General features: G+C 51.5%; 10 protein-coding genes. 3 read left to right on the plus strand and 7 right to left on the minus strand.

Features of this window, described 5'->3' with window-relative positions:
• Positions 1-80: 80 nt before the first annotated feature.
• Genes psaB through H6F86_RS22445 form a run of 3 tightly spaced genes read right to left on the minus strand, consistent with a single transcriptional unit; the run spans position 81 to position 4,840 of the window.
• On the minus strand, positions 81-2,309 hold the full coding sequence (gene psaB / locus H6F86_RS22435) for a photosystem I core protein PsaB (RefSeq protein WP_190451411.1): 2,229 nt from the start codon (positions 2,307-2,309) through the stop codon (positions 81-83).
• Positions 2,310-2,333: 24 nt separating this feature from the next.
• A complete protein-coding gene (gene psaA / locus H6F86_RS22440; RefSeq protein ID WP_190451413.1) occupies positions 2,334-4,589 on the minus strand; it encodes a photosystem I core protein PsaA in 2,256 nt (751 codons plus the stop codon).
• The gene (locus H6F86_RS22445; protein ID WP_190451415.1) at positions 4,586-4,840 is read right to left on the minus strand and encodes a hypothetical protein; all 255 of its coding nucleotides are present in this window, start codon (positions 4,838-4,840) and stop codon (positions 4,586-4,588) included. Before H6F86_RS22445 ends, psaA begins: the two co-directional genes overlap by 4 nt.
• Positions 4,841-5,289: 449 nt before the next feature.
• Between H6F86_RS22445 and H6F86_RS22450 the strand changes: the two genes are divergently transcribed.
• A complete protein-coding gene (locus tag H6F86_RS22450; protein WP_190451417.1) occupies positions 5,290-6,978 on the plus strand; it encodes a hypothetical protein in 1,689 nt (562 codons plus the stop codon).
• A 349-nt stretch (positions 6,979-7,327) separates the two neighbouring features.
• Here H6F86_RS22450 and H6F86_RS22455 read toward each other — a convergent pair whose 3' ends face one another.
• Together H6F86_RS22455 and H6F86_RS22460 are read right to left on the minus strand one after the other, a co-directional pair.
• Positions 7,328-7,735 (minus strand): response regulator, encoded by a 408-nt coding sequence (locus H6F86_RS22455; protein ID WP_190451419.1) that lies wholly within the window; start codon positions 7,733-7,735, stop codon positions 7,328-7,330.
• Between the two features lie 6 nt (positions 7,736-7,741).
• Positions 7,742-8,140, minus strand: coding sequence for a response regulator (locus H6F86_RS22460; protein WP_190451421.1), 399 nt, complete (start codon positions 8,138-8,140; stop codon positions 7,742-7,744).
• A 162-nt stretch (positions 8,141-8,302) separates the two neighbouring features.
• Here H6F86_RS22460 and H6F86_RS22465 point away from each other — a divergent pair, with 162 nt between their 5' ends.
• On the plus strand, positions 8,303-10,873 hold the full coding sequence (locus tag H6F86_RS22465; RefSeq protein WP_190451423.1) for a DNA topoisomerase (ATP-hydrolyzing): 2,571 nt from the start codon (positions 8,303-8,305) through the stop codon (positions 10,871-10,873).
• Between the two features lie 131 nt (positions 10,874-11,004).
• Here the strand turns inward: H6F86_RS22465 and H6F86_RS22470 are convergent, their stop codons facing one another.
• Together H6F86_RS22470 and H6F86_RS22475 are read right to left on the minus strand one after the other, a co-directional pair.
• Complete coding sequence (locus H6F86_RS22470) at positions 11,005-11,700, minus strand: response regulator transcription factor (RefSeq protein ID WP_347240914.1); 696 nt, start codon at positions 11,698-11,700, stop codon at positions 11,005-11,007.
• A 77-nt stretch (positions 11,701-11,777) separates the two neighbouring features.
• Positions 11,778-12,887: a response regulator gene (locus tag H6F86_RS22475; RefSeq protein ID WP_190451424.1), complete on the minus strand. Its 1,110-nt coding sequence runs from the start codon at positions 12,885-12,887 to the stop codon at positions 11,778-11,780.
• 422 nt (positions 12,888-13,309) lie between these two features.
• Between H6F86_RS22475 and H6F86_RS22480 the strand changes: the two genes are divergently transcribed.
• Entirely contained in the window at positions 13,310-16,318 is a 3,009-nt protein-coding gene (locus H6F86_RS22480; RefSeq protein WP_190451426.1) for an ATP-binding protein, read from the plus strand.
• The last annotated feature ends 42 nt before the right edge of the window (positions 16,319-16,360 follow it).

Here is a 16,360-nt window from a genome sequence, read left to right on the forward strand (position 1 = left end):
TGCTTAAGCAAAAGTCCCCCGCCATAACAGCGAGGGACTTAAATAGGGTGCTTTACAGCCCTAGCGTTGCTTGAAGTGCGCTAGCCAAATTTAGCAGCTGTGGCAGAGATCAAGAAGGCAGCGTAGGTAAGAATGTAGCCGACCGTAAAGTGAGCTAAACCAACCACACGTCCTTGAACGATGGAAAGTGCAACAGGCTTGTCCTTCCAGCGAACCAGGTTCGCCAGTGGGGTACGCTCATGTGCCCAAACCAACGTTTCGATCAGCTCTTGCCAGTACCCTCTCCAGGAGATCAGGAACATGAAGCCCGTTGCCCAGACCAGATGCCCAAAGAGGAACATCCAGGACCAAACGGATAGGTTATTCATGCCGTACGGGTTGTAACCATTGATGGTCGCACCGGAGTACAGCCAGAGGTAATCGCGTAGCCAGCCCATAAGATAGGTCGAGCTTTCGTTGAACTGAGACACGTTTCCAGACCAGACAGCGAGATGCTTCCAGTGCCAGTAGAACGTTACCCAGCCAAGCGTATTCAGCATCCAAAACATCGCCAGGTAGAACGAATCCCACGCTGAGATGTCGCAGGTACCGCCCCGTCCAGGACCATCGCAAGGGAAGGCATAGCCGAAGTCTTTTTTGTCCGGCATCAGCTTAGAACCGCGTGCATCCAACGCACCCTTGACCAAAATCAGAGTGGTGGTGTGCAGACCCAGAGCGATCGCATGGTGAACCAAGAAATCGCCAGGACCAATGGTGAGGAACAAGGAGTTTGTACCACTGTTGATAGCATCTAACCAGCCTGGGAGCCAAACGTTACCGTAGTTGGGCCAGGCAGTCGTTGCAATACTATCGGGATTCGACAGCAGCGCATCCATGCCGTAAAGCACTTTTCCATGCGATGCCTGAATGAACTGTGCAAACACAGGCTCAATCAAGATCTGCTTTTCAGGCGTACCGAAGGCAACGACCACATCGTTGTGAACGTACAGACCCAAGGTATGGAAACCGAGGAACAGCGAAACCCAGCTCAGGTGAGAGATGATGGCTTCTTTGTGCTGTAGAACTCGATCCAACACATTGCCCTTATTCTGGTCTGGATCGTAATCCCGTACCCAGAAGATGGCTCCGTGAGCAAAGGCACCGACCATCAGGAACCCAGCAATGTACTGGTGATGGGTATACAGCGCTGCCTGCGTCGTGAAGTCCTTTGCCATGAAGGCATAAGGTGGCAACGCATACATATGCTGTGCGACCAGGGAGGTAACAACACCCAATGCAGCCAGGTGGATGCCCAACTGGAAATGCAACGAGTTGTTGTAGGTTTCGTACAGCCCCTGGTGAGGCAGATTGAACTGACCTTCACTACCAGATGACAACAGCCCTTTCTTGCTGTCCAGCATGTCCTTGATGCTGTGACCGATACCAAAGTTGGTGCGGTACATGTGACCAGCAACAATAAACAGGACTGCGATCGCCAGATGGTGATGTGCCATATCTGTCAACCAAAGCGATTCAGTCTGTGGATGGAAACCACCCAGGAAGGTCAGAATCGCTGTACCAGCACCTTGAGACGTGCTAAAGACGTGCCCAGGAGTGTCAGGGTTTTCAGCATATACGCCCCAGTTGCCGCTGAAGAAGGGAGCTAAACCAGCCGGATGCGGCGGTGTAGACAAGAAGTTATCCCAACCAACGTGCTGCCCACGAGCTTCAGGAATCGCTACGTGGATCAAGTGACCAGCCCATGCGAGTGAGCTAACGCCAAACAGACCCGCGAGGTGATGGTTCAGCCGTGATTCTGCATTCTTAAACCAAGCCAGCGAAGGGCGGAACTTGGGTTGCAAATGCAACCAGCCTGCAAACAGAAAGACACCAGACAGGAGGAGGAGAAAGATACACCCGTTATAGAGTTCACCGTTCGTCCGCATCCCGATCGTGTACCACCACTGGTAAACACCAGAGTAGGCAATATCAACCGGGTAATTTACCCCACCTTGGGTGAACGCATCTACCGCTGGTTGACCGAATTGAGGGTCCCAAATCGCATGAGCGATGGGACGGATGTTCAACGGATCTTTGATCCACTGTTCAAAGTTGCCTTGCCACGCTACGTGGAATAGGAGACTAGATGTCCACAGGAAGATGATTGCCAGGTGACCGAAGTGAGAGGCGAAAATCTTTTGGTAAAGATTCTCTTCTGTCATCCCGTCATGACTTTCAAAGTCGTGGGCAGTAGCGATCCCGTACCAAATCCGACGAGTGGTCGGGTCTTGAGCGAGGTCTTGGCTAAATTTGGGAAATTTAGTCGCCATAGTTCTACTTCGTTCTCCTCGCGCTTATCCAAGTGCCAGTGTACGAGCCAGGAAGAATGCCCACGTTGTGACAATTCCTCCAAGGAGATAGTGTGCTACCCCTACAGCCCGACCCTGAATGATGCTCAATGCGCGGGGCTGAATTGCCGGGGCAACCTTCAGCTTGTTGTGCGCCCAAACAATCGATTCAATTAACTCCTGCCAGTAGCCACGACCGCTAAACAGGAACATCAAGCTGAATGCCCAAACAAAGTGTGCACCCAGGAAGAGTAAGCCGTAAGCCGAAAGCGCTGAACCGTAGGAGGTAATCACCTGCGTTGCTTGTGCCCAGAGGAAGTCCCGCAGCCAACCATTAATGGTGATTGCACTCTGAGCAAAGTTACCGCCTGTAATATTAGCCACCGTGCCATCTGGATTAACCGTCCCCCACACATCTGACTGCATCTTCCAACTGAAGTGGAAAATCACGATCGACAGTGAGTTGTACATCCAGAACAGACCAAGGAAGACATGATCCCAACCAGAAACCTGGCAGGTGCCGCCCCGTCCAGGACCGTCGCAAGGGAAGCGGAAGCCCAAGTTTGCTTTATCTGGAATCAGACGCGAGCTACGGGCATACAGCACACCTTTAAGCAGAATCAGCACTGTGACGTGAATGGTAAACGCATGGATATGGTGTACCAAGAAGTCTGCCGTGCCGAGAGCAATCGGCGCGATCGCCACCTTGCCAGCAACTGCTACCGTTTGACCGCCAAACACAAAACTAGCGGGAGCCAGCGCATTTGGAGCGGTTGTACCTGGAGCCAGCGTATGTAGGTTTTGTACCCACTGCGCGAACACAGGCTGAAGTTGGATCGCTGTATCCGAGAACATATCTTGAGGACGACCTAAAGCCCGCATCGTGTCGTTATGCACATACAGACCGAAGCTGTGGAAGCCCAAGAAGATACAAACCCAGTTCAGGTGCGAAATAATTGCATCCCGATGGCGAATCACACGATCGAGCAGGTTGTTCTGATTCACCACGGGGTCGTAGTCGCGCACCATGAAGATGGCACCGTGAGCTGCTCCACCAACGATGAAGAAACCACCGAGCCACATGTGATGCGTAAACAGAGACAACTGCGTCGCGTAGTCCGTTGCCATGTAAGGGTATGGCGGCATGGAGTACATATGCTGAGCAACGATAATGCTCAGAGAGCCAACCATTGCCAGATTGATTGCCAATTGCGCATGCCAGGAAGTTGTCAGCACTTCATACAGACCTTTATGACCTTCGCCAGTAAAGGGACCTTTGTGCGCTTCCAAAATTTCCTTAATGCTGTGTCCAATACCCCAGTTGGTGCGGTATTGATGCCCAGCGATGATGAACAGAACCGCGATCGCCAGATGATGGTGAGCTGTATCTGACAGCCACAAACCACCTGTCACTGGGTTCAAGCCACCCTTAAAGGTCAGAAAGTCAGAATATTCTGCCCAATTGAGGGTAAAGAACGGAGTTAAGCCCTTTGCAAAACTGGGATATAAATCCGCCATCAGCTTCGAGTTCAAGATGAACTCATGGGGCAAGGGAATGTCTTTTGGAGCTACCCCTGCATCCAGTAGCTTGTTGATGGGAAGCGAGACGTGGATCTGATGACCCGCCCAACCCAGTGAACCGAGACCAAACAACCCAGATAGGTGGTGGTTCAGCATCGACTCCACATTCTGGAACCATTCCAGTTTGGGTGCCCGCTTGTGGTAGTGGAACCAGCCTGCAAACAGCATCAGACCTGCCATGACCAGACCGCCAATCGCGGTGACATAGAGCTGGAAGCTGTTGGTGAAGCCAGAGGCTCGCCACAGGTAGAAAAAGCCAGATGTAATTTGGATGCCGTGGAAACCACCGCCCACATCTGCATTCAAAATTTCTTGTCCGAAAATTGGCCAAACCACTTGTGCACTGGGTTTAATGCCAGTTGGGTTGCTCAACCAAGCCTCGTAGTTTGAAAACTTAGCGCCATGGAAATACATACCGCTAAGCCAGATGAACACAACGGCAAGATGCCCGAAGTGAGCACTGAAAATTTTACGAGAAACGTCTTCTAAGTCACTAGTATGGCTATCAAAATCATGAGCGTTGGCGTGGAGATTCCAAATCCAAGTTGTGGTTTTGGGACCTCTAGCCAGGGTGCGATCGAAATGACCAGGCTCTGACCACTTCTGAAAAGAAGTCGGCACTGGGTCCTTATCAACCGTAACCTTGACCTTCGCTTCGCGCTCCCGTGGAGTAATTGTCATTGAGACTCTCCTCTCTCTAGACAAGGAACGAGGAATCCCCCCTGCCAGAAGCTGCCCTGACGCTTGAAAACAGCATCCTGCTCTGGTGAGGAGCCATCAGCACCGATCGGAAAACAAGATGTGAATCCTAAATGCACTGGATGACATGAGGCTGCAATCAGCGATCGCAGTTCAAAGAACGGGGCACGCATTGCCATCAGAACCAGGGTGGTTCGCTCCGACAACACAACTAGACTGGTAAGGGTTCTCATCGTGCCATTATAGGACCCGTGTTACGCCGAAATCAGACGCAATTAACAATAATTCAAACTCCTTCGACTGCGACTGCAAATGGGCTTCAGAATCTGAGCTGTGCGAAAAAGTCAAGCGATACGGCAATTGTGTTCACGAAACTCAACAATCAGAAAACTTTAGTGATAAATCGTGGGATCGCCCTTCAGAAGCGAGACAAAGATTGCACACTCACTATATAGATCTGGATTGAGTTGGTTCGCTTAGATCTCATCTGTGCATTGGGTCAGTCGCTTCATTGATTACTAACCTTGTTGCCTTACGGCTCTTTCTGTTAGCTCTGCAACGTTTCCTTCTCTGCTAAAAGCTCAGGTTTAGGTAATGTTTGTAAGCAATCACTTCATTAGCTTGGCTTCTGTCACTCAACCTTATGTTCGCGTAGCCAAACTACGCACTCCCTTTAAGGGCGATGAAACTTTGCAGGGACGGTCTGGTCTTTTCCGCTATAGTTCCCTATGGGCAGCTTTTAGGAGTGGATTCTGTGTTGGGAATGAAGCGCTGGCAGACCGTCGCCAAAGTTATGTTTGCATTCGTATCGATCGCAGTCTTAATGGCAAGCGGGGGAAGCATTGATAAGGCGCATGCTGCTTTTTGGGGACGATCACGCGCGCCAGAAGCTACTCCAACGACCATCAAGACAACAGGGAAAATTGCAGAAGCTTCACCACCAAGTGCCCTACAGGAGTTGCGGCAGGCGTTGGATAATTACCAGCCCCAGGTTTCGTTTATTAGCCCGCGCCAAAACGAAGTACTGTCCGACAACACTGTTTCTGTCCGTTTCCTCGTCAAAGATTTGCCCATCTTTAAGAATGAGACCTTCGGTTTAGGTCCGCATCTGCACGTGCTGCTAGACAATCGCGGCTACCAGGCAGTGTACGATACCAGCCAACCCCTCATCTTTGACAATCTAGAGCCTGGAACCCATACCATCCGAGCGTTTGCCTCTCGTCCCTGGCACGAAAGCTTTAAAAACGACGGTGCTTTCGTCCAAACGACCTTTCACGTTTTTACCAAAACTCAGGACAACAGCCCAAACCCTGCCTTACCACTGCTAACTTACAGCCGACCACAGGGAAGCTACGGCGCAGAACCGATTTTGCTAGATTTTTACCTGACAAATGCGCCCCTCCATCTAGTTGCTCAGGCAGATGCAACAGACGACATTGTCGACTGGCGAATTCGCTGCACGGTGAATGGAGACAGCTTTGTAATCGATCGCTGGCAACCGCTGTATCTCAAAGGCTTTAAGCCTGGTAAGAACTGGGTACAGCTTGAGTATTTGGATGATAAAGGCAACCCAGTGCCAAACGTGTTTAACAATACAGTGCGCCTGGTGGATTACCAACCTAATGGTGACGATACCCTGTCTAAGTTAGTGCGTGGAGAACTGTCTGCTGCCGAAGTGCGTGGCATTGTTGACCCCAATTACATTCCACCTGCAATTGACCTAGAACCCCTTCAAGAACCAACTCCGGCATTGCCGCCAGAATCGCCAGAACTAACTCCAGAATTAGCGCCAGAACCAACTCCAGAGCCAGAGCCAGAATCAGCGCCAGAGCCAACCTTAAAACCCCTTCAAGAACCAGAATCGACCCCAGAACCAACGCCATCACCATTGGAGACTCCATTACCACCACTACCAAATCTAGAACCCTCTGATCGCTCCAGTCCGCCCGCCCCACTCCTTCCGCCCTCAGAACCATCCAGCGATGCCAGCCCGGAGCTAACGCCAACACCACTAGAACCGACTACTCCGACAGAGGCAGCAGAAAGGCAGGACACGATCGCTCCTCCAGCCGTATCATCAGAACGCTCGCCAGAGGCTGAAACGGAGTCCATTCCAACTGTCCAACCGATCCCGACAGACAACACGAGCCTCCCGTCAGCAGCCGAACCTTCAAGTGGGCAAAAACGGTTGCGGCAAGTACAGCAGCAACTCAGCCGCTATCTGCCACAGCAGCGTAAGGCGATCGCGCCTCCTGACCCTGAATTGCCGAGCACTGAATTGCCAAGCACTGAACCAAACTCAATGCCCAGTGTTGCTGTCCCAGATCCCTTAGCACCGACTCTGCCAGAAATTATTGACGCGAATCCATGAGACGTACCCAATACGATCGCACCCGCACCATCTTTGCTAAAATAGTACCAACGTACTTGTTAAGTAGGCAGTAAACAGGTAGACTCTATTCGCACGCTACCTTTTGGCGTATGCACAGATGAAATGATTTGCGGTAGTCTGAAAGTCAAGGCTGCTGTGAATTGGAGGCACTGAGCTTGTTTGGTGCGTCTGTTTGCAACTTGATGATGCAAGAGACGATCGCGTGATGAACGATCGTGCAAACCCTGGGCGATCGATCAGAGATAAGCACTTGGGATGCCGTTCTTAATAGAGCAAACGCAGAGCATCGCTTCACAATCAATTTTCTAAGGTCAAGGGCTTGTCTCAGCTACTCCTCACTCTTTTGCAGCAGCGCCATCACCTGGTCGATAAAGGCTCGGTAATCCACCACGGGTTTAGAAATATAGCCATCGGCGCCGCTTTGTTGAAGCGAGTTCTCTCTGTCGCCAATCATGGCGTGCGCCGTCACCAAGATGATCGGTACAGAAGCAGTGCTAGGGTCGCTTTTCAGCAGTTGAGTCAGCCTAATGCCATCCACAGCTCGCCCCTGATACAAGCTATGCGACAGCGACACATCCATCAGCACCAGGTCAGCCTGCCCCGCTTTGACAATCTCTACCACCTCATCCGCATCTTCGGTATGCGTCACTGCCAGACCGCCCAGCTTGGTCAAATAGCGCGAAAATACACGCACATTGCCCATATCATCTTCAACCAGCAAAACAGTTTTTGTCATTGGTTCCTACTCGGTAGGCAACAGCGCCACAATCTGATCGACAAACGCCTGATGATCCACAACGGGCTTAGAAATGTAGGCATCGGCACCACTTTGCTTCAAAAAGCTTTCGCGATCGCCCTCCATCGCATGTGCTGTCACCAGAATAATAGGCAACTTCGCAGTCGTAGGATCAGCTTTCAGCATTTGAGTAATCTTAATGCCATCCACCGCTTTGCCCAGGTAAACACTGCGCGACAGCGAGACATCCATCAAAATAATATCGGCTTCGTGGGCATGGGCGATTTGCATGACTTCTTCCACATTCTCAGTGTGTTTGACAGTCAAACCGCCGCGCTTCGTCAAAATCTTAGAAAATACCCGTGCGTTAATCAGATCGTCTTCGACAATCAGAACGGTTCTCATTATATTTGCCTCGGAACGTGACCCAGATGAAGCAGCTTTGTAATTCGCGTCGATTTTACTGTGAAATGGACACAGGGGCGTTGGGGCGTGACCCCATCGTAAGCGTCGCTTGCTGCAAACACCAGAAAAATTTATGAAATTAACGCTGAAGGAACGACGCTCATGGCTGTAATTACCACTGCCCTGCACACAGAGATGCAGCAGTCCTATCTGGAATATGCCATGAGCGTCATTGTGGGACGCGCGCTGCCCGATGTACGCGATGGCTTAAAGCCAGTGCATCGACGGATTTTGTATGCCATGCACGAATTGGGCTTGACCCCCGATCGTCCCTATCGTAAATGCGCCCGCGTTGTAGGGGATGTACTCGGTAAGTACCATCCTCATGGCGATCAGGCAGTGTACGATGCCTTGGTGCGTCTAGTACAGGATTTTTCGAGCCGCTACCCGCTCTTAGGTGGGCATGGCAATTTTGGCTCAGTAGACAACGATCCTCCTGCAGCCATGCGGTATACCGAAACCCGACTGGCGCCGATCGGCAACGAAGCCTTACTGACAGAAATTGGCGAGGCAACTGTTGATTTTGTTGGCAACTTTGACAATTCCCAACAGGAACCAACCGTTCTACCTGCCCAACTGCCGATCCTGTTGCTCAACGGTAGTTCGGGCATTGCGGTTGGTATGGCGACCAACATTCCGCCCCACAACTTGGGAGAAATCGTGGATGGGTTGGTGGCACTAATTGATCACCCCGATCTACCAAATGCAAAGCTCTTCGAACTGATCCCTGGACCCGACTTCCCGACAGGCGGCGAAATTATTGGCACTGAAGGTATTCAGGAGGCATATGCCACAGGCAAAGGTAGCATTCCCGTACGGGGTGTGGCACAGGTGGAAGAACTCCAGATTGGGCGCGGACGACACCGACGCACGGCATTGATTGTCACCGAACTGCCGTACCAGGTAAACAAAGCTGCCTGGATTGAAAAGATGGCAGAGCTAGTCAATCAGGGACGGTTGGAAGGCATTGCGGATCTGCGCGACGAGAGCGATCGCGAAGGCATTCGGGTTGTCATTGAGCTACGGCGGGATGTGAGTCCCCAAAAAATTCTCAACAATCTCTACCGTCAGACCGCCTTACAGTCAAACTTTGGCACCATTATGCTGGCACTTGCCGATGGGCAACCTCGCCAGATGCCACTGCGGGAACTACTCCAACAGTTTTTGGGCTTTCGAGAAGAGACGCTCACCCGTCGTTATCGTCATGAATTGACTCAGGCAGAAACGCGCCTCCACATTGTGGAAGGACTTTTGCTAGCACTGACCAATCTGGATACGGTGATCGACATTCTGCGAAACGCACCTGATGGCAGCACTGCCAAAATGCAGTTTCGAGAACAGCTTGACCTGAGCGATCGCCAAGCCGATGCCATTCTCTCGATGCCGCTGCGACGGTTAATTGGCACCGAGCGGCAAAGCCTGCAAACCGAATTTGACGAGTTGACTGCCCGGATGCGAGAACTCCAACGCTTACTGGGCGATCGGCGCGAACTACTCAAGGTGCTGAAAAAAGATCTGCGCTCGTTGAAGAAGAAATATGCTGATCCACGACGCACCAGGATTATTGCCAACGGGAGTCAGGAATCGGGAGTCGGGAATCGGGAGTCGGGAGGTAAGAGTCAACAGTTAGAGTTGGGTGAGCAACTGACGATCGACAGCCCCCCCCTCGATACTGATGCGCCCCCCCATGAAGCCGAAGTTGAAGAAACAGTCGTTGAACTTACCCAGCGTGGTTACATTCGCCGCATTACCCCTAAGGTCTTTCAGCGTAGCCAGCAAAAAGCAGTAGACAAACCAACGCAGGTATTAGACGAAAGCGATGATTTTGTTGCCCAAACGGAGTTTGCGATCACCGGACAAACGTTAGTAGTACTGACTCGCAGCGGCAAGGCGTATCCTCTCAGCATCAGTGATGTACCGCAAGTAGCAGGCAAGTCACGGGGAGTACCCTTAGTCACATTGCTTCCACCCTCGGCGCAGAGTGATCCTGCCTCTGTTATTGGCTGTTTTGTGCTGCCCGAGACGCTAGAAGACACAGCGCTCTTGCTAGTAACGCAGCAAGGACGCATCAAACGGTTGCCTTTAGCAGAATTGGGTGAGTTAACAGGACGAGGACTCACCGTGCTGAAGCTAAAGCCAGACGACCAGCTAGCCTACATCAATTTGACAGAGGTCGGTGATCAGCTCGTGCTGGCAACGGCAGGTGGGCGGTTACTGCGGTTGGTCGTCAATGATGAGCAACTACCTTTACTGAGCCGAGTCGCGCAGGGCAATCTTGCTATTCGCCTGCGGAAGCAAGAAAAGCTAGTCGGTTACACGCTCATTTATCAAGGTGACGATCTGCTGCTGCTGTCCGAGCAGGGCTACGCCAAGCGACTGGCGATCGGCACACTCCGTCTCTCCACTGTTGGCGATCTGGGTACACAATCCGTTCGCTTTACTAACAAGACTGATGCACTCGCTGGCATGGTAGCAGTGACCCCCGATACTGCCGCTACGCTACTAACCAGCACTCATCGTATGGCACGGCTAGTTGGTAGTGAGGTGCCATTAAAGGGGCGCGATGACCCGGGCGATCGCCTCTTGCAACTCGACTCAGACGAGCGCATTATTAGCCTGACGCTCCCCAAACTACCCCTCTCAGCGCTAGAGGAAGACATTACAGAACTGTAATGAGCCATCAGCTTGAGGACACGATTGCCGTTCCAAGCGCATCTTGTATTTAGAGTGGAGTGTGGGCTAGCAGGTGCCAGGTAGAGTTGGTCTGGGTAAAAGCCGCTAGAGTACCAGATCGATCGTTACAGTTAGCTTTTAGGTGAGTCGGGGACATCTAGCCAATGAAGAAAGGCATTCGCCACGATCGCTGCCTGCGTACGATCGCGCAAACCCAGCCGCGTCAAAATATGGGAAATGTGGTTGCGTACCGTTCCTTCTGAGAGAAAGAGGGCTTGAGCAATTTCGCGGTTGCTGGCACCGACCGCAACCATACGTAAGACTTGGCGCTCTCTAAGCGTCAGATTGGTTAAACCGGGCGGGATGTCCAACTGCTGATCCACTGCAATAGTGGGTCCGGCAGCAATCATTTTCTCTAGAATGCCGGGTCCAAACTGTGTGTAGCCTCGATGGATCGAGCGGATCACCTCTGCCAGTTCCTCAGACGGTGTATCTTTCAACAGATAGCCTTTTGCTCCCCAACGCAGCGCCTCAGCGACATATTTCACATCGTCAAAGGTCGTAAAAACCAGGATTTTCGCGCCGGAATATTGCTGGCAGATGATCCGGGTTGCTGTTACGCCATCCATCACCGGCATATGCAAATCCATTAGGATAACATCGGGCATCTGCTCCTGAGCGTGCAACACTGCAAGTTGTGCGATCGCCTGTTGCCCATTGCCCGCTTCACCAGCGACCTGCAAATCGGGTTTGATCTCAAGCAAGGTCTTCAAACCGCGGCGGACAATTTCTTGATCTTCAACTAACAGGACGCGGATCATCGACATGGGTCACTGGAAGGAGAGGTCGGAACATAGCCTGCTTCCCACTATCTCGCTATTTGCCAACTTTTTGGTTTTAGTTGTTAATTTTTAATTTTTGACGGTAGCAAAGCCGTTAAACGGCAACCTGCTCCCGGTTCACTGGTAATCTCCAATGTGCCACCTAGCGCTTGAAGACGCTCTCGCATACCCTGAAGACCAAAGCCAGAAACAGCCGCATCGGCTTGAAAGCCCTTGCCATTATCTTGCAGGCTAATTACTAAACCACCCTCCATCAATTGCAGTTGAATGGTCACGACTGTGGCATTGGCGTGCTTGCAAATATTAGTCAACCCTTCCTGCACCAGTCGATAGACCGCAGTGCTCACTGAATGAGACAGGGGCTGGGTGACATCAATCTCGCAAGCTGGCTGCACGCCAGTTGTGCGCTGAAAATCTTGTGTGAGGGCGGCGATCGCCTCTTCCAACAACTGCCCCTGCAATGGATCGGCACGAATGTCAGAAACCGATTGGCGCGTTGCCCGCAACGCATCCGAACCCAGTTGCTTCGCCTCAACTAAGGTTGTGAACGCTCGGTCTGGGTCTTGCTGCCACAGTGCTAACGCCGTTTCCATTTGGATATTGAGGGCAACGAGCGCATGACCCAACGAATCGTGAATGTCACGGGCAATACGGTTGCGTTCCTCCAGGGTTGCCAGTTCTTCGATGCGCTGGTTGAGTGCCTGCTCTTGCTCTAAAGCGCGGCGTAGGTCTGCCTCAACCGCTTCCAACTGGTAATTGCGCTGCTGGAGTTGCACTTGTAGTTGACGCAGTGCCAGTTGATTTTCAACCCGTACCAGCACTTCTTCGACTTGAAACGGCTTGCTGATGTAGTCCACACCGCCAACAGAGAAGGCTTGCACCTTATCAAACACTTCATTGTTTGCACTGATAAAAATGACAGGAATATCCCGCGTGTTGGGATTTGCCTTTAAGCGTTGACAAACCTCATAGCCGTTCATTTCAGGCATATTGATGTCGAGCAAAATCAGGTCAGGCGGCTGCCCCTGCACGCCCATTAACGCTGCCGCACCATTGCGAACACTCCGCACATCGTAGGCTTGCTCAGTCAACATTGCTGACAGTAGGCGCAGGTTATCCGGTGTGTCGTCAACAATAAGGAGGTCGCCTTTTGAGGATTGGCTAGGGTGCATAGTTCAGACTAGGAGTGATGAAATGATGACGCGTGGCTCTTGCTCAGATTTTAGCTAGGGATGTCTGGCTCCAAACTTTACTTCTGCTATTGCCCAAAAACCCTAACCCTGGCTACTTGCCATAATGCCCGTCTTTATAACCATTGCTATGCATCTAGGAGCATTTCATTAGCTGGAAAGGGTCCGCACGATCGCCCCTACGTTCATAAGCCGCAAAAATAAAAGGGTAGAAGTTCCATGGGGTAGCGCGATCGCCATTACAGGAACTCTCGCCAGAAGCTGTGGCAGGTAGTCATAATAAAAGAATTTCTTTCCTTCAATTAGATTCGTGATCGAGTAGTCTGCCAGCAGACATTTCCACGCGATCGTTCATATCCAGATGAAGTCGCTGTTTACTTGTGGCAAGAGGGTAACAAGCGTTCATGATGCGAAGACAAATACTACTGACCATCGGCATTACCCTACTAGCACTTACTGCCATTCTGTATGGCATTGCTGCTACGCTGCTAGCCAGTATGCCAAGCACTGACTATAAGCAAGGGCAGCCCGCTCAGTTTTTAGCTTGGTCAACATTTGGCGTGGGTCTGCTCTTCTCGGTCATTACCCTGCTGCTCGTCGATCGACTGGTGCTGTCACGACTCGCAGCCCTTAGCCGAGCGGTGCCTCACAGCAACCACTATAAGCAGTTCAAGCAGGTCGCTAACGGACAGGATGAATTAACCGACCTGCCAGCTTATATCAATATCCTGTTGACCGAGCTAGACCAAGCAGAGCAGTTACGGCAGCAGGCAGCGATCGCTCACCAGCAAAGCAAAGCAAAGCTTCAGAACCTGTTTGAGAACTCCCTGGTTGGTATTTTTCGAGTGCGGTTAGAAGACGGGCTGATTCTGGATGCCAATCAGTGTTTTGCTACCATGCTAGGGTACAACTCAGCCGCCATCATCATTGGGCAGAAGCACTCAACTGATTTCTATCTTGACCCGATCGAGCAACAGCAGGCACTGGCACAAATCTCCCTTCATGGCGGCATCCACAGCTTTGAAGCCCAATTTCGTCGCCAGGACGGGTCGGTATTCTGGGGACTATTTTCCTGCCAGCTTGATCAAGCCTCTAGTTCTCTAGATGGCGTACTGGTAGACATTAGCCAGACTAAGCGTGCTGAAGCCGAGCTGCAAGGACTGCTCGCCGCCATGCCCGATATCATCCTTGTCTACAACCGTGAAGGGCGTTGCCTCAAACTTTTTTCCACCAACCACAGTTGGCTCGTTAAACCGATCGAGGAACAGGTCGATCGCACCATCTACGAAAACCTGCCTCCTAAGCTTGCAGAGCTTTATCAACGCTATATCTCGGAAGCCTTAGAAACCCAAAGCAACCTCACTGTGGAATATAGCTTAGATGTTGCTGCCCAGCCGATGTGGTTCTCTGCTAGCGTTGCGCCCATTTCTAACAACTCTGTGGTGTGGGTTGTCCGTAACATTACCGCTCGTAAGCAGGCAGAAGAAGCCCTGTACGAAAGTGAAGCTACTAATCGCGCGCTGATTAATGCCATTCCCGATCTGCTGTTTCGCATTCAGCAAGACGGAACATACCTGAATATCCAGCGCAGTAAACACTTTAGGGTAATCAATCCCGACCAACTTGCGATCGGTACAACTGTCAATAACTCCTTACCGCCAGCACTGGCAGAACAGCGAATGCATTATGTGCATCAAGCCCTCAATACTGGAGAACTGCAAATCTACGAGCAAGAGTTGGTTGTAGACGACGAACTGAAGCATGAAGAAGTTCGCATTGTTCCATGCCAGGAGCATGAAGTCATGGCAATGGTGCGCGATATCACCGCCCGCAAACGTGGCGAAGAAGCCCTACAGCGAAGCGTTGAAGCGGCTGAAACTGCCAATCGTGCCAAGAGCGTCTTTTTGGCCAACATGAGCCACGAACTCCGCACACCCCTTAATGCCATCTTGGGCTTTACTCAATTGTTGATGCGTGGAGGTGCCCTCAACCCCAAACAAACAGAACAACTAGATACCATCAACCGTAGCGGCGAACATCTACTGACCCTGATCAACGACGTGCTGGAAATGTCGAAAATCGAAGCAGGCAGGGTAACTCTTAATCAAACCGATTTTGACCTCCACGGCTTGCTCAACTGGCTCCAGCAAATGTTTCAGCTTAAAGCCCAGTCTAAGAAGCTGCAACTCATCATTGAATTAGCCAGCGATCTGCCTCAATACATTCGCGCAGATGAAAGCAAACTGCGTCAGGTACTCGTCAACCTGCTAGGCAATGCAGTGAAGTTTACAGAGCATGGCGGCGTTGCGTTGCGGGTGAAGAGGGGAGAGGAGAGAGGAGAGAGGGGAGAGGGGAAAGAGAGGGAAGGAATGAAGGAAGCAGGGGGAGACGTTAGCGACCTTAAACCAGCACTTCTTAGCCTTCAGCCCACCGCAGAGCGGAAGCAAGCTACAGCTTTCAGCCCTCAGCCCTCAGCCCTCATCTTTGAGATCGAAGACACAGGACCTGGTATTACGTCCAACGATTTAGAGCATTTGTTTGACCCCTTTGTGCAAACAGAAACAGGGCGACGATCGCAAGAAGGTACAGGATTAGGCTTAGCAATCAGCCAGAAGTTTGTGCAGCTTATGGGCGGCGAAATCAGGGTTCGTAGTACCTGGGGCAGCGGGAGTATTTTTAGCTTTTCCATCCAGACAGATACAGCGGAAGCAGCAGGACAAATGCCTCTGATCAGCCGTCAAGAGGTGATTGGTTTAGCGGCAGGGCAGCCGTCGTATCGCATTCTGGCTGTGGATGACAGACCCGAAAATCGTGCCTTGCTGATGGAGTTGCTAACCTCGGTCGGCTTTGAGGCGCAGGAAGCAAGTAATGGGCAGGAGGCGATCGATCGCTGGCGAGATTGGCAACCCCACTTAATCTGGATGGATATTCGGATGCCCGTGGTCGATGGCTACGAGGCAACGAAGCAAATTGCTGCCGCCTGCAAAGCAGCAGACGTTGTGCCTCCCATCATCATTGCCCTGACTGGTAGCGTCTTTGAAGAAGACCGCAAAGTTGCCCTCGCTAACGGGTGTAACGACTTTGTACGTAAACCGTTCCGAGCTGAGATCCTGTTTGAGAAAATGGCAGACTATTTGGGCGTACGTTACATCTATGCCGATAGCCAACAGTCGTCAGCCGTCAGTTCGCAGCTAGCAGCACAGGCTGAAAGCTTTATGCTGACCGCCGAGAGTGTTTCTGTTATGCCCGATGAGTGGGTAGAGCAACTTCATCAGGCAGCCGTCAAGATGAATGCAAAGTTGGTACTAAATCTCATTGAGCAAATTCCAGAGCCGCATGCCCAACTTGCTCAAGCACTCACTCAACTAGTTGATGATTTCTGCATTGAGGCGATCGTTGACTTGACCCAGTAAGCAAAGGTTCCTACTGAAGTGCTTGATCGTGACATTTGTCAT

The sequence above is a fragment of the Phormidium sp. FACHB-592 genome (assembly GCF_014695795.1).
GTDB lineage: Bacteria > Cyanobacteriota > Cyanobacteriia > Leptolyngbyales > Leptolyngbyaceae > Stenomitos.

Excerpts from the sequence above, each read along its gene's own strand:
- H6F86_RS22470 (WP_347240914.1), bottom strand. The coding sequence starts at position 11,700 with ATGTCGATGATCCGCGTCCTGTTAGTTGAAGATCAAGAAATTGTCCGC.
- H6F86_RS22480 (WP_190451426.1), top strand. The coding sequence starts at position 13,310 with ATGATGCGAAGACAAATACTACTGACCATCGGCATTACCCTACTAGCA.
- H6F86_RS22450 (WP_190451417.1), top strand. The coding sequence starts at position 5,290 with ATGAAACTTTGCAGGGACGGTCTGGTCTTTTCCGCTATAGTTCCCTAT.
- H6F86_RS22445 (WP_190451415.1), bottom strand. The coding sequence starts at position 4,840 with ATGAGAACCCTTACCAGTCTAGTTGTGTTGTCGGAGCGAACCACCCTG.
- H6F86_RS22465 (WP_190451423.1), top strand. The coding sequence starts at position 8,303 with ATGGCTGTAATTACCACTGCCCTGCACACAGAGATGCAGCAGTCCTAT.
- H6F86_RS22455 (WP_190451419.1), bottom strand. The coding sequence starts at position 7,735 with ATGACAAAAACTGTTTTGCTGGTTGAAGATGATATGGGCAATGTGCGT.
- psaA (WP_190451413.1), bottom strand. The coding sequence starts at position 4,589 with ATGACAATTACTCCACGGGAGCGCGAAGCGAAGGTCAAGGTTACGGTT.
- H6F86_RS22475 (WP_190451424.1), bottom strand. The coding sequence starts at position 12,887 with ATGCACCCTAGCCAATCCTCAAAAGGCGACCTCCTTATTGTTGACGAC.
- psaB (WP_190451411.1), bottom strand. The coding sequence starts at position 2,309 with ATGGCGACTAAATTTCCCAAATTTAGCCAAGACCTCGCTCAAGACCCG.
- H6F86_RS22460 (WP_190451421.1), bottom strand. The coding sequence starts at position 8,140 with ATGAGAACCGTTCTGATTGTCGAAGACGATCTGATTAACGCACGGGTA.